Annotated in this window: 19 protein-coding genes; 8 read left to right on the forward strand and 11 right to left on the reverse strand. The window is 60.9% G+C overall.

Annotation, left to right across the window (positions count from 1 at the left end):
• Window positions 1–49 precede the first annotated feature (49 nt).
• From ACE3RX_RS06795 to ACE3RX_RS06810, 4 genes are all read left to right on the forward strand, one after another.
• Window positions 50–961 carry a hypothetical protein gene (locus ACE3RX_RS06795; RefSeq protein ID WP_374481658.1) on the forward strand — a complete coding sequence of 304 codons (912 nt, stop codon included), beginning with the start codon at window positions 50–52 and terminating at the stop codon, window positions 959–961.
• A gap of 83 nt (window positions 962–1,044) precedes the next feature.
• A complete protein-coding gene (gene ybiB / locus ACE3RX_RS06800; protein WP_374481660.1) occupies window positions 1,045–1,977 on the forward strand; it encodes a DNA-binding protein YbiB in 933 nt (310 codons plus the stop codon).
• A 129-nt stretch (window positions 1,978–2,106) separates the two neighbouring features.
• Entirely contained in the window at window positions 2,107–2,904 is a 798-nt protein-coding gene (locus ACE3RX_RS06805) for a caspase domain-containing protein (protein ID WP_374481662.1), read from the forward strand.
• A gap of 187 nt (window positions 2,905–3,091) precedes the next feature.
• Entirely contained in the window at window positions 3,092–5,824 is a 2,733-nt protein-coding gene (locus ACE3RX_RS06810; protein ID WP_374481664.1) for a molybdopterin-dependent oxidoreductase, read from the forward strand.
• Window positions 5,825–5,860: 36 nt separating this feature from the next.
• Here the strand turns inward: ACE3RX_RS06810 and ACE3RX_RS06815 are convergent, their stop codons facing one another.
• Genes ACE3RX_RS06815 through ACE3RX_RS06825 form a run of 3 tightly spaced genes read right to left on the reverse strand, consistent with a single transcriptional unit; the run spans window position 5,861 to window position 7,824 of the window.
• On the reverse strand, window positions 5,861–6,748 hold the full coding sequence (locus tag ACE3RX_RS06815; RefSeq protein ID WP_374481666.1) for a hydrolase 1, exosortase A system-associated: 888 nt from the start codon (window positions 6,746–6,748) through the stop codon (window positions 5,861–5,863).
• Window positions 6,745–7,575, reverse strand: a complete 831-nt coding sequence (locus ACE3RX_RS06820; RefSeq protein ID WP_374481668.1) for a hydrolase 2, exosortase A system-associated — start codon at window positions 7,573–7,575, stop codon at window positions 6,745–6,747. Before ACE3RX_RS06820 ends, ACE3RX_RS06815 begins: the two co-directional genes overlap by 4 nt.
• A complete protein-coding gene (locus ACE3RX_RS06825; protein WP_374481670.1) occupies window positions 7,576–7,824 on the reverse strand; it encodes an acyl carrier protein in 249 nt (82 codons plus the stop codon).
• A gap of 193 nt (window positions 7,825–8,017) precedes the next feature.
• On the opposite strand from ACE3RX_RS06825, the gene ACE3RX_RS06830 reads away from it, so the two are divergent.
• The 4 genes from ACE3RX_RS06830 to ACE3RX_RS06845 all read left to right on the forward strand — a co-directional run bounded on the left by ACE3RX_RS06830 (window position 8,018) and on the right by ACE3RX_RS06845 (window position 13,079).
• Complete coding sequence (locus ACE3RX_RS06830) at window positions 8,018–8,743, forward strand: N-acetyltransferase family protein (protein ID WP_374481672.1); 726 nt, start codon at window positions 8,018–8,020, stop codon at window positions 8,741–8,743.
• Between the two features lie 126 nt (window positions 8,744–8,869).
• Entirely contained in the window at window positions 8,870–10,102 is a 1,233-nt protein-coding gene (locus ACE3RX_RS06835; protein WP_374481674.1) for a glycosyltransferase, read from the forward strand.
• Between the two features lie 131 nt (window positions 10,103–10,233).
• Window positions 10,234–11,835 (forward strand): acyl-CoA ligase (AMP-forming), exosortase A system-associated, encoded by a 1,602-nt coding sequence (locus ACE3RX_RS06840; protein WP_374481675.1) that lies wholly within the window; start codon window positions 10,234–10,236, stop codon window positions 11,833–11,835.
• A complete protein-coding gene (locus tag ACE3RX_RS06845; RefSeq protein WP_374481677.1) occupies window positions 11,835–13,079 on the forward strand; it encodes a pyridoxal-dependent decarboxylase, exosortase A system-associated in 1,245 nt (414 codons plus the stop codon). Before ACE3RX_RS06840 ends, ACE3RX_RS06845 begins: the two co-directional genes overlap by 1 nt.
• A 106-nt stretch (window positions 13,080–13,185) precedes the next feature.
• Here ACE3RX_RS06845 and ACE3RX_RS06850 read toward each other — a convergent pair whose 3' ends face one another.
• From ACE3RX_RS06850 to nuoI, 8 genes are all read right to left on the reverse strand, one after another.
• Window positions 13,186–13,479: a DUF3579 domain-containing protein gene (locus tag ACE3RX_RS06850; protein WP_374481679.1), complete on the reverse strand. Its 294-nt coding sequence runs from the start codon at window positions 13,477–13,479 to the stop codon at window positions 13,186–13,188.
• Window positions 13,480–13,785: 306 nt separating this feature from the next.
• The gene (locus ACE3RX_RS06855) at window positions 13,786–14,085 is read right to left on the reverse strand and encodes a DUF2818 family protein (RefSeq protein ID WP_374481681.1); all 300 of its coding nucleotides are present in this window, start codon (window positions 14,083–14,085) and stop codon (window positions 13,786–13,788) included.
• Between the two features lie 47 nt (window positions 14,086–14,132).
• Window positions 14,133–15,599 (reverse strand): NADH-quinone oxidoreductase subunit NuoN, encoded by a 1,467-nt coding sequence (gene nuoN, locus ACE3RX_RS06860; RefSeq protein ID WP_374481683.1) that lies wholly within the window; start codon window positions 15,597–15,599, stop codon window positions 14,133–14,135.
• 40 nt (window positions 15,600–15,639) lie between these two features.
• Window positions 15,640–17,121, reverse strand: a complete 1,482-nt coding sequence (locus tag ACE3RX_RS06865) for an NADH-quinone oxidoreductase subunit M (protein ID WP_374481685.1) — start codon at window positions 17,119–17,121, stop codon at window positions 15,640–15,642.
• A gap of 86 nt (window positions 17,122–17,207) precedes the next feature.
• On the reverse strand, window positions 17,208–19,268 hold the full coding sequence (nuoL, locus tag ACE3RX_RS06870; RefSeq protein ID WP_374481687.1) for an NADH-quinone oxidoreductase subunit L: 2,061 nt from the start codon (window positions 19,266–19,268) through the stop codon (window positions 17,208–17,210).
• A 12-nt stretch (window positions 19,269–19,280) separates the two neighbouring features.
• A complete protein-coding gene (nuoK, locus tag ACE3RX_RS06875; RefSeq protein WP_374481688.1) occupies window positions 19,281–19,586 on the reverse strand; it encodes an NADH-quinone oxidoreductase subunit NuoK in 306 nt (101 codons plus the stop codon).
• Window positions 19,587–19,618: 32 nt separating this feature from the next.
• Window positions 19,619–20,221, reverse strand: coding sequence for an NADH-quinone oxidoreductase subunit J (locus ACE3RX_RS06880; RefSeq protein WP_374481690.1), 603 nt, complete (start codon window positions 20,219–20,221; stop codon window positions 19,619–19,621).
• Between the two features lie 41 nt (window positions 20,222–20,262).
• Window positions 20,263–20,751 (reverse strand): NADH-quinone oxidoreductase subunit NuoI, encoded by a 489-nt coding sequence (gene nuoI, locus ACE3RX_RS06885; RefSeq protein WP_374481692.1) that lies wholly within the window; start codon window positions 20,749–20,751, stop codon window positions 20,263–20,265.
• Between the last annotated feature and the right edge of the window lie 2 nt (window positions 20,752–20,753).

Raw genomic sequence — 20,753 nt, forward strand, 5'->3', positions numbered from 1 at the left:
CGAGGGCCACGCAGTCGTGCGACGCCCCGCCCACCGAGGAGACAGCATCATGGCTGAACAAGCCCTCGCCACACAGTTGATCGGCAGCTGCTACCTGAATGTCGAAGGCGACATCCTGCCGCTGGTGGATTACACCCTGCCCGACATCAGCTGGTCGATACACGAGCCCAGCAGCGCACTGCCAAGCTCGCGAAGCGACATCCAGATCGGCGAGCCGGCGCTTGGCAAACTGATCCTTTCCTTGCAGCCACCCGCCTTCCCGCCGCTGACGAAGTGGGTGCATGAATTGACGGACGGCGGCCATCATCAGCTCGATCTGGAAGTGCTGCGCGCAGATACCAACGGCAACATCCAGGAAGGCCTCCGGCTGTCGGGCTGCGTGCTCACCGAACTGCACTTTCCGCCCTGTGCCGCCGCCCAGAAGGATGCCTACGTAGTCCGGGCCGTCCTGCAACCAGAACGGATTGCGGCACTCCCGTCCGGCCCCCTGAAAAAGCTGTCCATCGGCACCAAGCAGCGCCCCTGGCTGGTCTCCGGCTTCAGGCTCAGCATCGATGGACTGCCGACCGGCGGCATCTCGAAAATCGATGGCATCGACCTGATTCGTGACATCGCAAGCCGCAGGGTCGGGGAACTGCGCGAGCCGCTGCCCTACTACGGCATCGCCCGCTGTTCGCCCCTCGTGCTGACGATCGGTGGACGGGACTATCCGGCCTGGCGCGACTACGCCCTGAAGCGGCTCGCCGAAGGAACGCCCGCCAGTGCGCTGGCGGCCAGGCTGACCTTCCTCGATGCCAGCCTCAAGAAGGAACTGGGCAGCCTGCAATTTTCGCTGGCCGGCCTGGCCGGCTTCCAGTTCGCTCGCGCCACCTCCCGCGGAGACGAAGCGGCGGGCATGCAGGGCGTCGCCCGCCTGCCAGTCCAGGACATCAAGCTGGAAGTCGCGCCGACCCAATCCTAGCTCGGGCAGAGCGCGCCGTTGCCAGCCGCGCCAACGCATCCGCTACACTCCGGTGGTCATCCACCGATATGCGCTTTGCACCCATGTCCTACGCCCCATTCATCAAGGAGATCGGCCGCGGGCCGAAAGGCTCCAAACCCCTCACCATCGACCAGGCTGAAGCCCTGTTCGGCGACATGCTGGACGGTCGCGTGCCCGACCTGGAACTCGGCGCCATCATCCTGTCGATGCGCATCAAGGCCGAGTCCCTGGACGAATTGCTGGGCTTCCAGCGCGCCCTCGACGCTCGCACGGCCCACATCCAGGTCCCGGCCGGCCCGCGCATGGTTGTGCTGCCCACCTACAACGGCGCCCGCCGACAGGCCAACCTGATGCCCCTGCTGGCCCTGCTGCTGGCGCGGGAAGGCATTCCGGTCCTGATTCAGGGGCGCCACGACTTCGATAGCCGGGTCAGCCCTTTCGAGCTGCTTGCCGCCCTCGACATCTACCCGGCAGCAAGCCTTGCGGAGGCGGAAACCCAGCTCGCCGAACGGCATCTGGGCTGCCTGCCGCTGGAAACCCTGGCACCGGGGCTGGCACCGCTGCTCGCCCTGCGCCCGCGCCTGGGCGTACGCAACAGCGGCCACACCCTGGCCAAGCTGCTTGATCCGGCGCCGGGCCACAGCGTGCGCGTCGCCTCGATGACTCACCCGGAGTACCTGGAGCGCATCCACCAGCACCTGGTCGCCACCGGCGGTGTGTCCATGCTGCTGCGCGGCACCGAGGGAGAGGCCTTTGCCAATCCGCGCCGTCGCCCGCGGCTGGAAGTGTTCGTGAACGGCAGCGCGCAAATCGCCTTTCCGGCGGAGGAAGGCGGTGCGCCGCCAGTCGAAGGGCGCGCCGACGATCCGGAAGTCGCAGCCAACGCCGCACTGGTCCGCGCCATGCTGACCGGTGAAGTGGCAATACCGCAGCCCATCCTCGATCAGGTCAGCGCCCTGCGGGAACTCAGCCGCGTCCCTCGCCCCCTGGCTTGACCCAAGGCGGAGCGCCGGCTTCGTTGACCTTTCGCCACCCCGTGCTTAAATCCAAGGGCCATGCCAAGGCAATGCAGCGGGCTCCCAGCCCCAGCATGGCTCAACCAAGATGAAAGAGGGGGAACGATCATGAGCAAGAAAGCCCTGTGCATCGGCATCAACGACTACCCGGGCACCCAGAACGACCTGAGCGGCTGCGTGAACGACGCTACCGACTGGGCCGCCGCACTCGCCGCACGTGGCTTCGCCGTCACCAAGCTGATCGACAGCCAGGCCACCAAAGCGGCGATGGTCAGTGCGATGACCGACCTGATCGGCGGCGCGGCCAAGGGTGACTCCATCATCATCACCTATTCCGGCCACGGCACCTGGGTGCCGGACCAGAACGGCGACGAGCCCGACGGCCGCGACGAGGGCCTGTGCCCGTGGGACATCGGCTCCGGCAACGTGCTGCTGGACGACGAGATCGCGCCAATCTTCACCCACCACGCCACCGGCGTGCGGGTGGTGCTGATTTCCGATAGCTGCCACTCGGGTAGCGTCACCCGCGGCAACTCGCTCGACCTCGACCCAGGCCTGCCCCGCGCCCGCTTCCTCCCCCCCGAGGCATGGATGAAAGCCGCCGACCTGCCCGCCCCCCGCGTCGCCAAGCTGCCCACTTCTGGCGGCCTGTCGCGCAGCGGCGGCGACCTGCTGCTGGCCGGCTGCACCGACAGCCAGTTCAGCTGGGACACCAGCTTCAAGGGACGGCCGAACGGCGCTTTCACTTACTACGCTCTGAAGGCGCTGGCCTCGCTGCCGGCCTCCGCCAGCTACCAGGACTGGTTCAAGAAGATCACGCCGGGCTTCCTGCCGACCAATCAGCTGCCACAGAACCCACAGATCTTCGGCACCCGGACGGCTCGATCCTGGAAGGTGTTCTCCTGAGCAGCGACCTTCCACGACCTTACGCCGAGGCCGCCACGCCCACTCCTGGTGCGCGGCCGCCTCGGTCGCACCATTTCGACGCCGCGCTGCCACCCTTTGGTGCGCGGGTCTGGCTCTGCGCAAGGAAAACAGCGACTTAGGCGGATGGCACGACGCTTGCTGGACCCCGTCCACCAAAGGAGTCGTGATGGCAGAAACCAAATCCACCTGTTGTTACTGCGGCGTCGGCTGCGGTGTCGTAATCGAACATGAAGCCGGCCGCATCACCGGCGTCCGGGGCGACCCGGACCATCCGGCCAATTTCGGCCGCCTGTGCACCAAGGGCTCCACACTTCACCTGACCGCAGCCCCCGAAACACAGGTCGCCCGTGCCCTGTACCCGGAGCTGCGCACCGACCGCAGCAGCACCCGCCAGCGCGTGAGCTGGGATGCCGCCCTCGACGCAGCCGCCGAACGCTTCGCCGCGATCATCGCCGAGCACGGCCCCGACGCCGTAGCCGTCTACGGCGCCGGCCAGTTGCTGACCGAGGACTACTACGTCTTCAACAAGCTGATGAAGGGCCTCGTCGGCAGCAACAACCTCGACACGAACTCCCGCCTGTGCATGTCCAGCGCGGTGGCCGGCTACAAGCTGAGCCTGGGCGCGGACGCACCGCCATGCAGCTATGCGGACATCGCCCACACCAGCGCGCTGTTCATCACCGGCAGCAACACCGCCTTCGCGCACCCGATCGCCTTCCGCCGCGTCGAGGACGCCCGCAAGGCCAACCCAGGCATGAAGCTGGTCGTCATCGACCCGCGCCGCACCGACACCGCCGAAGCTGCCGACCTGCACCTGGCCCTGCTGCCCGGCACCGACATCGCGCTGTACAACGCCATGCTCCACGTGATGCTGTGGGAAGGCTGGGTGGACCGGAACTACATCGACGCCCATACCGAAGGCTTCGACGCGCTGAAGAAGACCGTCCGCGAATACACGCCGGCGATGGCGGCCACTATCTGCGGGCTGGACAAGAAGCTGATCGAGGAAGCCGCGCAGATCTTCGCGACCTCGAAGGCCACGATGTCCATGTACTGCCAGGGGCTCAACCAGTTCTCCTTTGGCACCCACAACAACTCGGCCCTGATCAACCTGCACCTGGCCAGCGGCCAGATCGGCCGCCCCGGCGCCGGCCCCTTCTCGCTGACCGGCCAGCCAAACGCGATGGGCGGCCGCGAAGTCGGCGGCCTGGCCAACCTGTTGTCCGCCCACCGGGACATGGCCAACCCAGAGCACCGCAGCGAAGTCGCCGCCCTGTGGGGCGTGGACAACGTGCCCGACAAACCGGGCAAGAGCGCCGTCGAGCTGTTTCGCGCACTGAAGTCCGGCGACGTGAAGGCGGTCTGGATCGCCTGCACGAACCCGGCCCAGTCCATGCCGGACCAAGCCCTGATCCACGAAGCCCTGCAGGCCGCCGAATTCGTCGTCGTGCAGGAAGCCTTCAGCCACACCGAAACCTGCACCTACGCCGACCTACTGCTGCCCGCCACCACCTGGGGCGAAAAGGACGGCACCGTCACCAACTCGGAGCGCGCCATCAGCCGCGTCCGATCCGCCGTGTCCGCGCCGGGTGAAGCCCGCCACGATTGGGCGATCGTGGTGGACTTCGCCCGGCGTCTGGGCGCCCGCCTCGGCAAGGGAGAGCTGGCCGCCCGCATGTTCCCCTATGCCAAGCCGGAAGAGATCTGGAACGAGCACCGGGAATCCACCCGTGGCCGCGACCTGGACATCACCGGCCTGAGCTATGCGACGTTGGAGAACGTCGGCCCCCAGCAATGGCCCTTCCCCGAAGGCGCCAGCCAGGGCAAGGTCCGGCTCTACGAAGACGGCATCTTCCCTACCCCCTCCGGCAAGGCCCGCTTCGTCGTCACCGAGCACCGCATCACCGCCGAGTCGCCGAGCGCCCGCTACCCGCTGCACCTCAACACCGGCCGCCTGCGCGACCAGTGGCACGGCATGAGCCGCACCGGCCTGGTGGCCCGCCTGTACAGCCATGAACCCGAGCCCATGCTGCACATGCACAAGGACGACATGGAGCGCCGCAGCCTCGCTAGCGGCGACCTGGTCAAGGTGAAGAGCCGGCGCGGCGAAGTGGTGCTGAAGGTGCTGGAATCCGCCACGCTGCGCCCAGGCCAGTGCTTCGTGCCGATGCACTGGGGCGGCAACACGATGGGCGGCCAGGGCGTCAATGTGCTACTGCCAGGCGATTTCGACCCCTACTCGAAGCAGCCCGAGCTCAAGCACGCCGCCGTGCAGGTGGAGAAATACACCGCCGGCAAGGCCCTCGTGGCGATGCGTCGCACTAAGGTAGGCGAGGATGGCCAACTCCACCCGAACCCGCTGGCGGTCATGGAAGGCCTGCGCCGCTGGCTGCCCCACTTCCCCTACGCCAGCCTGACGCTGGCCGGACGCACCGCCCCGGTGGTCGTGCTGAAGGCCCGTGGCGAGGAACTGGCACCCGCACTGCTGGAGGCCCTGGACAAGGAACTGGCCCTTGACGACCCGACCAAAGTGCTGTCCTATCAGGACAGCCGCAAGGACATCGCCAAGCGCGCCCTCGTGGAAGGCGATTCACTCACCGCGGTGCGCCTGGCCGGCGAGACCAGGGCCGCCGAATGGCTGGCCGACATGATGGTGCAGGGACATTCCGCCGCCGCCGTGCGGCAGTGGCTTCTGGCACCGCTGACCCAGCCACCGGCAGGCCAGGCTGCCCGGGGCAAGGTGATCTGCAACTGCTTCGACGTGGCCGAGGACGACATCCTGGCCGCCTTCCGGGCTGGCGAATCCCTTGAGGCCCTGCAGACCCGCACCAAGTGCGGCACCAACTGCGGCTCCTGCGTGCCGGAACTGAAGCGCCTGCGCCTGAGCATCTCTATCTGAGACCGAGCGAAACGGGCCGGGCAGACACCCGGTCCGTCACGCCCTAGCCGGGGCGAAGCCTTTCGCCACCAGCCAGTCGAGCGTCGCAGCGGAAACCGCATCAACCTCGCCGGCCCCGGACAAAGTGTGATCGGCATCCGGAAAGCGCTGGACATCCACGTTGCCCCGCGCCATCAGAGCTTGCCAGGCTGGGCTGGATGCCAGCGCTGCCTCGAACTCACGAGCCACATAGTCCTTGCCGCTCAGAAAGATTGCCACCGGCTCCTCCTCCCTCACGGCCAAGCCACGCCGCATCCGCTCCGGGAGGGCCACGCTGTGGTCTGCCCCCGCCGCCGGCTCGCCTGATGCACTGCTGCTGCGTGCAGCCTTGGCGATCGAGAACAAGGACCGGAGGGACTGTCCTATGCGAACCCCGCCCCCCAGCAGCTTCTTCCAGAATGACGGATCGATAAGCCTCTGCAGGTAGTAGTGCTTGAGAAACACCTTGGCCTCGCCGGCCTCCGTATGGACCCAGGGATTCAGCAGGACGGAGCCTGCCACTCTCGGATCACTGGCTGCCGGATAGAAACAAACGGCGCTGGCGCCATCGCACAAGCCCCACAAGACCACGCGACGCAAGCCGGGCTGAGTCTTGAAGAAGGCATCGATGGCGGCACCGATATCCAGGCTAACGTCCTCGAAGTCGCGCGCTGCGCCGCTCGCATCACCCATCCCACGATAGTCGAAGCGCATGCACGGTACGCCGCGGGCGGCGAGAAAGCGCGCCAACTTTACGAACTGCCGGTGGGAGCCGACCCGGTACTGCGGCCCCCCCACCACGACGAGCACGCCAACCTCTGCCGCCTCGGAGGGGGCAGAGACGATTCCCAGCAGGGACTCACCGGCGCATTCGAAAAAAAACGGGAGCTCCCGCGAGGCTGTCATGCAAACGCCTCCAGCGCCCGCAAGGACGCATTGATGAGTTCGGGGCAGGTCTCGATTTCGAGGGTCTGCCAGAAGGCAGGCCCCGCTATCGCTTCTGCCCTCGCCGCAATCCCGCTTCCCTGCCAGCGCTCGACAAGCAACCGCAAGGCCGGGGTCACGTCCTCACGCCCGGCGCTCCCCAGCTCAAGCGCAACCACTGGCGCCGAATATGCTTCGGGCAATCCCAGACTGGCTGTTTCAAATCCTTGGGCGAGCGCAGGCGGCATGGCATAACCGGCCACCTGCACCGAGGCGCCGGCCTTCAGTGACGCCCGGGCGGCATCCATCGCTGCCTTCGCATCGACGTCGGCCAACATCTCGCTTGCCGCCTTCAGCCGCAGGAACTGGGTCAAATGCTGACGCCCGTTGCTTACTGGCTGCCAAAGCAGGAGCGGGACAGCGAAGTCTCCCGAACGGAGCCAATCAGCCAGTACCAGCGCCCCCCCGCGCATACCCCATAGGGCGATCTGCCCGGAACGATGGGCCGACGTCCACGCGTACGCATCCTGGCAATCCTGAATCCAAGATTGCCAGGACGCTTCCTCGAACTCGCCGCCGCTATCACCACAGCCGGTCAGGTCGATCTGCAGCGTCGACCACCCCCTGGAAGCGAAGGACTCGACGGCAAGTGCCACCATACGCCGGGATTTGTTCATCTCCTCGGCAAAGGCATGCACAAAGATCAGCGTACCGACCGCATTCGGCGCCAGGGTCAGGAGGCAGAAACGTTCACCCGCAGTGCCCCCCGGGAGGTAGAAAGCCTCCCGTTGCGGCCTCGGCCCGGCCATTCAACCTAGCTTTCCATTCACGAAAGCAACCAGCGAACCCACGGATTCAAAGGTCGAGCCATCGATCTCATCATCCTCGACGATGAAGCCGAAATGCTCTTCCAGCATGTTGATCACCCCGACAACCGCCATCGAATCCAAGTCCGGCAGCGCACCCAGCAAAGGGGTGTCAAGATCGAACTGGGCTGTATTCCCCCCCAGGCTCAAGACCTCGTCGAGAATAGACAGTACTTCCTTCTTCGTATCCAAAAGCGAACTCCAATCGGGTAACCAAACACACGGACAGCATCCCGAACATACGGCCGGGTAACAGCAAGACTGATATCATTATATGCGAGCCGCCCATCCTACGGACCGTGATGTAGATGACAAGCTCGGCAAGCCTCTTGTACGACAGTCCAGATTCGCGTTCCGGGCCCTGCCACGGCGCCCGTGTGATCCCATGCCTCTCAAGCGCATTCACAATAACTTCGTTCAACTGGGCGCCCTCAATGGTTGCCTTTATCTCGCAGACCGCGTGCTCCGGGCCCTCAGCGCCGATCATGTCTTCCTGAAGCGCTACTACCTCGTCGCCCAGCCTGTACAGGACCAGCCCGCGTGCCGCCCGTCAGCCAAGAACCCGGTTGTCCTGCTTGAGCACGGCTCTCCGCTGAACGCGCTGTTTCCGCGCCCGCCAGAGGTCATCGCCAAGCGCATCAACGATGGCGCGCATTGCTTCGTCGCCCTCGCCGGAGAGGAGTTCGCCGGCTTCCTGTGGCTGGCATTCAATGCCTATGACGAAGACGAGGTGCGCTGCCGCTATGAACTTGCCGACCCGCAGCATTGCGCCTGGGACTACGACGTTCATGTGGAACCGAAATACCGCATCGGCCGCACCTTCGCCCGTCTGTGGGATAGCGCCAATGCCCACCTCGCCGGGCGTGGAATCAAATGGAGCATTTCGCGCATTTCCGCGTTCAATCCGGCATCGCTGGCGGCCCATGGGCGTCTTGGCATCCGCACCCTGTGCAGCGCGAACTTCCTGTGCATTGGCCCGCTGCAGATCAGCGTGATCAGTGCAGCCCCGTGGTTCCACGTGAGCCTGTCCCCCTCGTCCCGCCCCCGCGTGCGCCTGCTACCGCCTGGGCATGCTGAAGGACAGCCAGTGCATGGCTTGTCGCAACAATGAGACAGCCCCTCGGTTACACTCCCGGGGCCTATTCATATCAAATTTAAGCTACCACTCCTGCGGCGGGCTATTGACTGCGCCGCACAAGGAGCGAGACACGAGCACATGTCTGATCGACGCGTACTGATGATCGCCTACCACTACCCACCCGTGAGGGTTAGTAGCGGAATTCAGCGTACCCTGAAATTCTCCCAGTATCTCCGCGAGCACGACTGGGAACCCATGATCCTGACGGTCTCACCGAAGGCCTACGAGTCGGTCAGCGACGACCAGATGAAGGAAATTCCTCCGGGCCTGGTGGTCGAGCGCGCCTTTGGTCTCGACACCGCCCGTCATCTCTCGGTCAAGGGCCGTTATCTACGCTGGATGGCCCAGCCCGATCGTTGGGTGAGTTGGTGGCCAGCCGGAGTGATCAAGGGACTCGGCCTGATCCGCAAGTATCGTCCGAAGGCGATTTTTTCCACTTTTCCGATTGCCACAGCCCATCTGATTGCCCTCACACTGCACCGGCTGTCGGGACTCCCACTCATCGTCGACTTCCGGGATGCGATGACCGAACCGGGCTATCCGACCAACCCCGTCACCTGGGGAGTCCATCGTCGGCTTGAAAAGGCACTGATCAAGCACTGCACGCACGCAATCTTCACAACCACCGGCACCCGCGACATGTACGCGGAGCGCTATCCGGAAAAGCCGGCCAACTGCTGGGCCGTCATCGAGAACGGCTTCGACGAGGACAACTTCCGCGACGCCGAAAGTGGGCTAGATACCAGCAGTCGACTCGGTCCCGCGGGGCAGATGGTGCTTATCCACAGCGGACTGCTCTACCCCGAGGAGCGTGACCCCAAGCCGTTCTTTGCGGCGCTGCGGGACATGAAGAATGCCGGAGAGATATCACCGGACAGCTTGCATGTGATTCTGCGCGCCACCGGAAGTGACGACTACTACCACAAGCTCCTGTCCGAGCACCGCATTGACGACATCGTTTCGATTCAACCGACGATCGCCTACCGCAGCGCACTGCAGGAAATGATCCGCGCCGACGGCTTGCTGCTCTTGCAGGGCGCAAGCTGCAACAAGCAGATCCCGGCCAAATTGTACGAATACGCCCGGGCCGGCAAGCCGATCATCGCGCTGACGGACTTCGACGGCAGCACCGCCGCGCTGATGAAGAAGCTGGACGTTCCCTGGGTCGCCGACATCGCCGACGCATCCGCGATCCGGCGTCTCCTCAATGAAGCCATCCGTCTCTGGCAAGCCCAGCAGCTGGAAGGTGTCCCCCGCGCCCTGTCGGACACGTGCTCACGGCGCTCAAGGACGGCGGAACTCGCGCAACTGCTGGACGCCCTCCCCGAGTAGGCGACGAAGATTTGTCATATGGTGCATTCCTGCACGCCGCCCGCCCGGGAAAGCTAGGTTAGACTTCGCGAACTCCATGACTGGTGGATTCACCCTATACCAACGGGTTCGACCTATCGTTCTCTCAATCAATGCTCAACACCACCCTACTCCACGAACTGATCAGTGCCTCTGCCGAACGGATGCCGGCCTCACCGGCCCTGACAGCAGGCGCGACAACCCTGAACTACGCCGATCTCGACACCCAGGTCGCCGGTTTTTCGGCAGGCCTAATCAACCTGGGGCTTGAGCGGGGAGAGCGCGTCGGCATCTTTCTGGAAAAACGCGTTGAAACAGTCGTTGCCAGCTTCGGCTCGGCCCGCGCTGGTTGTGCCTTCGTACCAGTCAATCCTATCCTCAAGGGCGAGCAGGTCATGCACATCCTGCGGGATTGCAACGCACGTCTGCTGGTGACATCGGCAGAGCGCCTGCCCCTCCTCGCTGATGCGCTGGCGCACTGCCACGACCTGCGCCACATCGTGCTGACTACCCGCCCGGCCACGCCGCCAATCCTGGCGGGCATCAATGTCATCCAGTGGGACGAACTCCTGTCCGCCCCACCGCGGGCCGGACACCGGGTCATCGATACCGACCTGCTTTCCATCCTGTACACATCCGGCAGCACGGGCCGCCCGAAGGGCGTCGTGTTATCCCACCGCAACATGGTGGCCGGAGCAAAGAGCGTTGCAAGCTACCTCGGCAATACGCCTGAGGACACCCTGCTTGCCGCCCTGCCCCTATCCTTCGACGCGGGCTTCTCCCAGCTGACCACAGCGTTTCACAGCGGTGCCCGTGTCGTGCTGCTCAACTACCTGCTTCCGCAGGACGTACTCAAGGCGGTGGTCCGTGAGAAGGTCACAGGGCTCACCGCCGTACCCCCGCTCTACATTCAACTCGCCCAGCTTAAATGGCCAGAGAGCGTGGCCGAGCACCTGCGATACTTCGCCAACACCGGCGGACGCATGCCCCTAGAAACCCTCAAGGCGCTACGCACCCAGCTTCCAGAGGCCAAACCTTTCCTGATGTATGGCCTCACCGAGGCCTTCCGCGCTACCTTCCTTCCCCCCGAACAGGCCGACATCCGCCCTGACTCGATCGGCAAGGCCATACCCAATGCAGAGGTAATGGTGCTGCGGGAGGATGGTACTGAATGCAGCCCCAACGAACCGGGCGAGCTCGTCCAACGCGGCGCCCTGGTAGCGATGGGCTACTGGAACGATGCGGAGAAGACGGCCGAGCGCTTCAAGCCGCTGCCAAACACCGCACCGGGCCGTCAGGCGGGGTTTGTGCTGCCCGAAATAGCCGTCTTCTCAGGTGATACCGTCCGTCGCGACGAAGAAGGCTACCTGTACTTCATCGGCCGCCGGGACGAAATGATGAAAACGTCTGGCTACCGGGTCAGCCCGACCGAAGTCGAGGAGATCCTGTACAGCACGCAACTCGTTGGTGAATGCGTTGCGTTCGGCGTGCCACATCCGGCCCTCGGCCACTCGATCTGCGTCATTGCGACAGGGAAGGACGGTACCACCCTTGACACCGCCGCGCTGCTGAATGAGTGCAAACAACGCATGCCGGCCTACATGGTCCCGAGCGTCATCGAGTCACGAGACGGTCCGCTACCGCGCAATCCGAATGGCAAGATCGATCGCAAGACGCTTTCCACCGAATTTGAACAAAACCACAAGGTACAGTAATGAGTGACGCCAACCGCGAAAGGCCGGTTCATGTGCCTATGGATCAATTCCAGTCCGCCGACGGTGAACTGCTGATCGGTGGCATTCCGCTTCGCCGCCTTGCCGAACGCGTGGGCCAGACACCGTTCTACGCCTATGACCGCGGCTTGCTGACCCGGCGCGTCACCGAACTGCGCACCGCCCTGCCGGCAGGGATCAAAATCCACTTCGCCATGAAAGCCAACCCGATGCCGGCAGTGGTCGATCACATGGCTCGTCTCGTGGACGGGATCGATGTGGCATCGGCGCGGGAACTCAAGATCGCCCTCGACAGCGGCGCCAACCCGCGTGACATCAGCTTTGCCGGCCCCGGCAAGCGCCACGAGGAACTCCGCCAGGCCGTCGCTGCAGGAATCCTGATCAATATCGAGTCCTTCCGGGAAGTTGCCGAACTGGCCGCCATCCGCCAGGAAAGCGGTTGGCCGGTGCGCGTCGCAGTTCGCGTGAATCCTGACTTCGAGCTGAAAAGCTCCGGCATGAAGATGGGTGGCGGCCCCAAGCAGTTCGGAGTGGACGCCGAGCGTGTCCCCGAACTGCTCGCCGATATCGGCCGTGCCGGCCTCGCTTTCGAAGGCTTCCACCTGTTCGCCGGCTCCCAGAATCTACGCCCCGAAGCCATCGTTGAGGCTCAGCGCAAGTGCTTCGATCTGGCTGTTCGGCTCGCTGAAGCGGCCCCGGCACCAGTCAAATTCTTGAATCTGGGTGGCGGCTTCGGCATTCCCTACTTCCCAGGCGAACAACGTCTCGATTTGACGAGTATCGGAGCAAATCTCAAGACAATCGCGAATGAGGCAGCAGACAAGTTCCCTGGAGCCGAAATCGTTATCGAGCTGGGAAGGTATCTCGTCGGTGAAGCGGGGGTCTATGTCTGCAGTATCGTGGACCGCAAGGACTCCCGCGGCCATACATTTCTGGTTGCCGATGGCGGACTCCACCACCACTTGTCCGCATCAGGCAATTTCGGCCAAGTCATTCGTAAGAACTATCCGGTGTGCATCGGCAACCGGATAAGTGAATCGGCTAGCGAGAACGCGTCCGTCGTCGGCCCCCTATGTACGCCGCTCGACATCCTGGCCGACCGGATGCAGCTCCCTGCTGCACAGCCGGGCGACCTGGTTGTGGTTTTTCAGTCAGGTGCCTACGGGGCCAGCGCCAGTCCCCAGACCTTCCTGGACCATCCACGAGTCGTAGAGATCCTCGTCTGAAAAACAATCCGCAAAAACCGAGGGGCGACGTCGATGACGTCGCCCCTCGGTTTTTTATTAGGCACAGGAAAACAGAGCTACCGCACTGGAAAACGCCTGAACGAACTCAGCCAAAATGGTCGTCCGGCAGGGATTCCACCTGCAGATCATTATCCTTCGCAAAATTGCGCAGGAAGTTGTAAGCCAACGGTTCAATTTCGTGGATACGTGCATCCACCAACACCGTCTTGTCACCCCGCAAATTACACGCTGGCCGTACATACGGAGAATACGTCATGCGATTGTCCGCTCCGAATACGGACATGATCCCGCACAAGCGATCCGCCCAATCACTAGGACGAAAAGTCCTTCCATCACTGGTGCGACCAACGATAACGAAATTTTCGATTTTTTGAATCATGTGCGATGACTGAAATGATTTCGCCGAATAGCAGCCTTACCAACAAGCACTCCCCTCGTCTCCCTTACGCGGCGAGGCTCCGAAAATCACTTTACGGGACGTAATCTGACCTGCCTCCACCAAGAAGAAACCATGACTGCTTGAATGCTAGACGATCATTTCTGGACATACAAACGCTAGCAGACTGGATCATCCGCCCCCCAAAAGCAAAACTGTGGACCTTGGCCCACAGTTTCGTTCGATCACAGCCTCCCCAAAGCACACCGCTTTCGCCTTTTCAGAATTCACTGGCTAGCGTACGCCGCTCTAGGATTTCAGCTCGCGGGACCAGAGATGGCGATAGACGAAGCCCGGATAAGCAAAGACGACGAACATGCACACTGTAATGGCGAAAAACTCCCAATTCTGCGAATAACGGGAACCATTCTCGGACGCTTCCCTGGCGATCAACAAAGCACCACTCAAGAAGTAATAGACGCCCAGTTCCAGAATTCGCAGCAGAACAGTCTTTCCACTCGACACGCGAAAAACGCAGAAAAGCCGCCCAGTAAGAAAAGGCAGGTTGGCCAAGGCAAACAGGAATACAAATTCTCCGAAGTGCCCCACCTATCGCCTGCCTTTCCTTATCAGCGGTTTCTGACGCGCCAACTCTGTTAGAGCGAACCGAGCAACGAATATGCACAGAGGGACATCAGGGCCTGAGGAGCAAGCCCGAGGACGGCGATCGCGATCCCGTTCAAGGACAGCAGCGCACGCATGTCAGCCGGTGCGGTCAAAGGCGTGGCCTCCAAAGGCTCGTCGAAATACATGATCTTGACGACACGCAGATAGTAGAAGGCACCAATCAACGACATCACCACCGCGAGAATCGCAATCCAGATGTAACCGGCAGCAACCACGGCCTGCAGCACCGAAAACTTGGCAAAGAAGCCCACGAAAAACGGGATGCCCGCCATGGAGAACATCACCATGGCCATAACACCAGCGAACCAGGAGTTGCGCTTGTTTAGCCCCTTGAAGTCGTCGAGCGTTTCGGCTTCGAAACCCGCGCGCGACAGCAGCAACAGCACACCAAAGGAAGCCAGGCTCATGAGCACGTACGAAACCACATAGAACATCGCCGAGCTGTATGCGTTTAGCGCGAAGTGCCGATCACCACCAACCACGCCCGAAACCAGGCCCAGCAGCATGAAACCCATGTGGGAGATACCGGAATAACCCAGCATGCGCTTGAGATTGGACTGGGCGATGGCAGCCAGGTTACCCAACACGATCGACAGTACTGCGAGCACCATCAGCATGGACTGCCATTGCTCGGCAAACTCGAAGAGGCCATTGACGAGCAGGCGCATGGCCATCGCGAAAGCAGCCAGTTTCGGCGCGGAAGCGATGAACAGGGTGATGGACGTGGGAGCGCCATGATAGACGTCGGGAATCCACATATGGAAAGGCACGACGCCCAGTTTGAAGGCCAGACCCGCTACGATGAACACCAAGCCGAACATGAGTACGGTCTTGTTGCCGGCCTGCTGATAAATCGCCTGAGCCACGCCGGAAATTTCCAAGGTGCCGGCACCACCATACAGCATGGAAATGCCATACAACAGAAGACCGGAAGCCAGCGCGCCCAGCACGAAATACTTCATGGCCGCTTCGGTGGCACGTGCGGAATCGCGCAGCAGTGCAACCATCGCATACAGGGCGAGGGACAGCAGTTCGAGACCCAGGTAGATGGTCAGGAAATGATTGGCGGTGATCATCACCATCATGCCCAAGGTCGCAAAGATCGCCAGCACATAGTACTCAGTGGTTTCGATCTTGCGGTCATTCATGTAACTGCGCGAATACAGGAGCGCAATCGCCACCGCGAAGTAGAGGACGAGCTTCAGGAAATCACCCATCAGATCATCCACATACATATTGCTGAACGTGAAGCTAACCTGCCCGTCCATCGTGAACAACGTGATCGCGGCCGCTCCGATCAAAGTCAGCTGGCTCAGCGCGTAAGCCACATTGCGCGGATGCTTCGAGAAAGTCCCCGCAAGGAGGATCACGAAGGACATTGCAACGACGAACAACTCTGCCGCCGCTGGGTAAAAGTCAGGGATTACAAAGTTCATCTTAAGGCCACATTCCGCTGGTTTCGTATCCGTTACAGGCTCAAAGCTTGCTCACAGCAACATGCTTGAGCAGTTCATTGACCGACGCGTGCATGACTTCCGTTACCGGGAAGGGATAGATACCCATGGCCAGAACACACACGGCAAGGATCGCAAGGAAAACGAACTCGCGATTGTTGATATCGGTCAGCTCAGCCACATGGTGGTTGGCCACGGCACCGAAAACCACGCGCTTGTACATCCACAGCGTGTAAGCGGCACCAAGAATCAGCGTGGTCGCTGCGCCGAAACCAATCCAGAAATTGAACTTCACGGCTCCCAGCGCGACCATGAATTCACCAACAAAACCGGAAGTAGCCGGCAAACCGGAGTTTGCCATTGCGAACAGCATGAACAGCGCGGCGAACTTAGGCATCACATTCACGACACCGCCGTAGTCGGCGATCTGGCGGGAGTGCATGCGGTCATACAGCACACCAATCGACGCAAACATCGCGGCAGACACGAAGCCGTGCGAAATCATCTGGACGAGCGCCCCCTCAACACCGAGAGGATTGAAAATGAAGAAGCCCAGCGTCACGAAACCCATGTGCGAAATGGACGAATAGGCGACCAGCTTCTTCATGTCCGTCTGAACCAGCGCCACGAAACCGATGTAGATCACTGCGATCAAGGACAGCGTAATGATCAGCGGCGCAAAGGCGTGGCTGGCATCCGGCGCGATCGGCAGGGCGAACCGCAGGAAACCGTAAGCACCCAGTTTCAGACCGATAGCTGCCAGCACGATGGAACCACCAGTAGGCGCTTCCACGTGGGCATCCGGCAACCAGGTATGAACCGGGAACATCGGCACCTTGACAGCAAAGGAAACCAGGAAGGCCAGGAAGATCAGGCTCTGCACCTCCATGCCGAGCTTGAGTTGGTGCCAATCGAGGATGTTGAAGCTGCCACCAGACTCCATGAATAGATAGAGCAGCGCGATCAGCATCAGAAGCGAGCCGGCAAGCGTGTAGAGAAAGAACTTGATCGCTGCATACACCCGGTTCGCCCCACCCCACACACCAATGATGATGAACAGCGGGATCAGTGAAGCTTCGAAGAAGACGTAGAACAGCACGCCATCAAGCGCCGAGAAGATGCCGTTGATCAAGCCGGACATGATCAGGAAGGCCGCCATGTACTGAGCGACTTTCTCCTGGATAACCTCCCAGCCTGCCACGACAACAATCACCGTTATAAAGCTGTTGAGCAGCACAAAAAGCACGGAAATGCCGTCAACACCGAGCACGTAATTGATGTTGAAGCGCGGAATCCACGGATAGGCTTCCACGAACTGCATGGCACTCGTGGTGGCATCAAAGCCCGTGTAGAGCGGGATGCTGACGGCCAGACCGGCAAGCGCGAAAAACAGCGCAAGAAATCTCGCGACCGACGCATTACGGTCCGACCCCGAAGCGAGCGCTAATAGGCCACCAACGATCGGAACCCAAATCGCAAGGCTGAGGAATGGAATACCCGTCATCTCTACTTTCCGTTCTATGCGCCCCCAAAGGGGCGCAAAAGTCCTAAATTATGTGAAGTGGTTTCAAGCCGGCTGTATCGGACGAATCAACCCCGATTGACCCAGAAGGCCAGCAGCAGGAAAACACCAATAATCATCGAAAACGCATACTGATAGATGTGGCCACTCTGGAAGAGGCGCGACAGCTGAGCAATTAGGCCCACCGTCTTCGCGGAGCCATTCACGACGATGCCGTCGATGATGGTCTGATCACCGACCTTCCAGAGCAGGCGGCCTAGCACACGGGCACCCGCTGCAAAAACCGCTTCATTGATCTTGTCGAAGTAGTACTTGTTCTCGAGCAGACGGTGGATCGGGCTGAAGACCCGGGCGATCACCGGCGGAACGGAAGGAACGACCAGATACAACAAGCCGGCCAGTGCTACGCCACTGATTGCCAGAATGAAGGGTAGCGAGGTGAAGCCATGCAATGCCATTGCAGCCGAGCCGTGGAACTCCTCGCCCAGTTCGGCCATCGCGTGATGATGCTCTGCAAAGTGGATGACGCCCTTGAAGAAATCACCAAACAGCATCTTATCGATCGAGAAGTAACCCACAAGCACCGACGGGATCGCCAGCAAGACCAGCGGAACGGTCACGACCCACGGAGACTCGTGCGGCTTCTGGCCCGGAGCCAGACCATGATGGTGTTCATCATGATGATCATCGTCGTGAGCATGCTCGTCATGGGCATGTTCGTCGGCGTGGGCTGCGGCATGACCGTGAGCCTCTTCCTCATGATGTGCCTTACCAAAGCGCTCCTCGCCATGGAACACCAGGAAGTACATGCGGAATGAGTAGAAGGCAGTAACAAAGACGCCAGCAATCACACAGAAATAGGCATAACCAGAACCGTACAGCTCCGAAAGCTGGACCGCTTCGATGATGGTGTCTTTGGAGTAGAAGCCGGAGAAGAACGGGAAGCCGATCAGCGCCAAGGAGCCGAGCAAAGACGTGAGCCACGTGACCGGCATGTACTTCCACAGGCCACCCATGTTGCGCATGTCCTGATCGTGGTGCATTCCGATGATCACAGAGCCGGCGCCAAGGAACAGCAGTGCCTTGAAGAAGGCGTGAGTCATCAGGTGGAAGACAGCTGCCGAGTAGGCGGATACCCCCAGGGCCACAGTCATGTAACCCAGTTGGGACAGGGTCGAATAAGCAACGACGCGCTTGATGTCGTGCTGCACGATACCCAGGAAACCCATGAACAGCGCCGTAGTGGCGCCAACGATCAGCACGAAGGACAGCGCGGTTTCGGAGAGTTCGAACAGCGGCGACATGCGAGCAACCATGAAGATACCGGCGGTAACCATGGTTGCAGCGTGAATCAGCGCGGAAATCGGGGTCGGGCCTTCCATCGAATCCGGCAGCCAGACATGCAACGGCACCTGAGCCGACTTACCCATAGCACCGATGAAAAGACCGATACAGATCGCAGTAATCAGCGGCCAGCCCGTTTCCGGGACCGTCATGCCAGCAAGCTCACCGGCCTTCGCAAACACTTCGGTGTAATTGAGGGTGCCCGCAAAGGCTGCAATCAGGCCAATACCCAGCAAGAAACCGAAGTCACCGACACGGTTGACCAGGAAAGCCTTCAGGTTGGCAAAGATCGCCGTCGGACGCGTATACCAGAAACCGATAAGCAGGTAAGACACCAGGCCCACCGCTTCCCAGCCGAAGAACAACTGCACGAAGTTGTTCGACATCACCAGCATCAACATCGAGAAGGTGAACAGCGAGATATAGCTGAAGAAACGCTGGTAACCGGGATCTTCCGCCATGTAACCGATGGTATAGATGTGCACCATCAGTGACACGAAGGTCACCACCAGCATCATCATCACCGTCAGGGAGTCGATCATGAAGCCGACTTCGAAATCGAGCCCACCGCTGGACGCCCAGTGATATAGGGTTCCATTGAACGTGTTTCCGGCCTGGACGTCCTGGAAGATGACCACAGACAGCGCGAACGCCACTGCGACACCGGCGATGGTAACGGTATGAGCACCACGTCTACCAATGATCTTTCCGAACAGCCCCGCCATGATTGCGCCGAAAAGCGGCGCAAGCGGAACCAGCAGATATAGCTTTTGGATCCCAGTCATTCGAACGCTTCCTTATCCCTTGAGGCTATCCAGGTCATCAACGTGGATGGTCCGCAGGTTGCGGAACAACGCCACCAAAATCGCCAGACCGATGGCCGATTCAGCAGCTGCCACAGTCAAAATGAAGAACACAAAAATCTGGCCTGCAGCGTCCCCGAGGTAATACGAGAATGCGACGAAGTTCAAATTGACGGCCAACAACATCAACTCGATCGCCATCAGCAGCACGATCAGGTTCTTACGATTCAAGAAGATGCCGACCACGCTTATCGCGAAAAGAACGGCACCCAATATCAGATAGTGAGACAACGAAAGCATTACTAGGCCCCCCTGACGATCGCCAGCAGAAATTATTCTTTTTCTGCACGCATCGAAACGATGCGCACACGATCATCACGCTTGACAGCAACCTGCTCGGCCGGATCGATGATCTTCACGTTCTTGCGCTTGCGCAGCGTCAGCGCAACGGCAGCCACCATCGCAACCAGCAGCACGATAGAAGCCAGTTCGAACGGATAAACATATTCTGTGTAGAGCAGCCGGCCAAGTTCCTTGGTATTACTGTAGCCCTGCTCTACTTCGGCGGGCTTCGGCATCGCGTCAAGACCGAAGTAGCGGCCGCCGAGGACCATGACCATCTCGACCACCATCAGCACGCCAATCAGCGCACCAACCGGCAGATAGCTCCAAAAACCCTGACGGATCCGCTCGAGGTTGATGTCAAGCATCATCACCACGAACAGGAACAGCACCATCACCGCCCCGACATAGACCATCACCAGGGCGATGGCCAGGAACTCGGCATGCAGCAACATCCAGATCCCACCGGCACTGAAGAAGGCCAGTACGAGGAACAGAGCGGCGTGGACCGGGTTGCGTGCGGTGATGACCCGCAGCGACGCCAGTACCATGACCGTCGAAAAGAAGTAAAAGACTACCGACTGAAAATCCATCTGCGTATTCCGATGTATGTGTCCGTATCCGCTGCGCGTCTTTACCGGTACTTGGAATCGATTTCTCGATCCTTCGCGATTTGCGCCTCGTACCGATCCCCAACCGCGAGAAGCATCTGCTTGGTGTAATACAGATCGCCTCTCTTTTCGCCGTGGTACTCAAAAACACGGGTCTCAACGATCGCATCCACCGGACATGCTTCTTCACAGAAGCCGCAGAAGATGCACTTGGTCAAATCGATGTCGTAACGACTGGTACGACGGGAGCCGTCATCACGCTGTTCGGATTCGATCGTGATAGCCATCGCCGGACAGATCGCTTCACAGAGCTTGCAGGCAATACAGCGCTCTTCGCCATTCGGATAGCGACGCAATGCGTGCAACCCGCGGAAGCGGTTGCTCTGAGGCGTTTTCTCTTCGGGAAACTGAACCGTTATCTTCCTGGCAAAGAGGTGACGTCCGGTAAGTGCCAGGCCCTTAAGCAATTCCTTAAGGAACAGGCTCCCGATGTAATTCTTCATAGAACCCATAT

Source organism: Zoogloea sp. (assembly GCF_041914405.1).
In the GTDB taxonomy this organism is placed as follows: domain Bacteria; phylum Pseudomonadota; class Gammaproteobacteria; order Burkholderiales; family Rhodocyclaceae; genus Zoogloea.

Bases quoted from the DNA above. Each gene is read 5' to 3' on its own strand.
- ACE3RX_RS06830 (WP_374481672.1), top strand. From the start codon at position 8,018: ATGCCTCTCAAGCGCATTCACAATAACTTCGTTCAACTGGGCGCCCTC.
- ybiB (WP_374481660.1), top strand. From the start codon at position 1,045: ATGTCCTACGCCCCATTCATCAAGGAGATCGGCCGCGGGCCGAAAGGC.
- ACE3RX_RS06845 (WP_374481677.1), top strand. From the start codon at position 11,835: ATGAGTGACGCCAACCGCGAAAGGCCGGTTCATGTGCCTATGGATCAA.
- nuoK (WP_374481688.1), bottom strand. From the start codon at position 19,586: ATGCTTTCGTTGTCTCACTATCTGATATTGGGTGCCGTTCTTTTCGCG.
- ACE3RX_RS06850 (WP_374481679.1), bottom strand. From the start codon at position 13,479: ATGATTCAAAAAATCGAAAATTTCGTTATCGTTGGTCGCACCAGTGAT.
- ACE3RX_RS06880 (WP_374481690.1), bottom strand. From the start codon at position 20,221: ATGGATTTTCAGTCGGTAGTCTTTTACTTCTTTTCGACGGTCATGGTA.
- ACE3RX_RS06795 (WP_374481658.1), top strand. From the start codon at position 50: ATGGCTGAACAAGCCCTCGCCACACAGTTGATCGGCAGCTGCTACCTG.
- nuoN (WP_374481683.1), bottom strand. From the start codon at position 15,599: ATGAACTTTGTAATCCCTGACTTTTACCCAGCGGCGGCAGAGTTGTTC.
- ACE3RX_RS06805 (WP_374481662.1), top strand. From the start codon at position 2,107: ATGAGCAAGAAAGCCCTGTGCATCGGCATCAACGACTACCCGGGCACC.
- ACE3RX_RS06815 (WP_374481666.1), bottom strand. From the start codon at position 6,748: ATGACAGCCTCGCGGGAGCTCCCGTTTTTTTTCGAATGCGCCGGTGAG.
- nuoL (WP_374481687.1), bottom strand. From the start codon at position 19,268: ATGACTGGGATCCAAAAGCTATATCTGCTGGTTCCGCTTGCGCCGCTT.
- ACE3RX_RS06865 (WP_374481685.1), bottom strand. From the start codon at position 17,121: ATGACGGGTATTCCATTCCTCAGCCTTGCGATTTGGGTTCCGATCGTT.
- ACE3RX_RS06810 (WP_374481664.1), top strand. From the start codon at position 3,092: ATGGCAGAAACCAAATCCACCTGTTGTTACTGCGGCGTCGGCTGCGGT.
- ACE3RX_RS06820 (WP_374481668.1), bottom strand. From the start codon at position 7,575: ATGGCCGGGCCGAGGCCGCAACGGGAGGCTTTCTACCTCCCGGGGGGC.
- nuoI (WP_374481692.1), bottom strand. From the start codon at position 20,751: ATGGGTTCTATGAAGAATTACATCGGGAGCCTGTTCCTTAAGGAATTG.
- ACE3RX_RS06840 (WP_374481675.1), top strand. From the start codon at position 10,234: ATGCTCAACACCACCCTACTCCACGAACTGATCAGTGCCTCTGCCGAA.
- ACE3RX_RS06835 (WP_374481674.1), top strand. From the start codon at position 8,870: ATGATCGCCTACCACTACCCACCCGTGAGGGTTAGTAGCGGAATTCAG.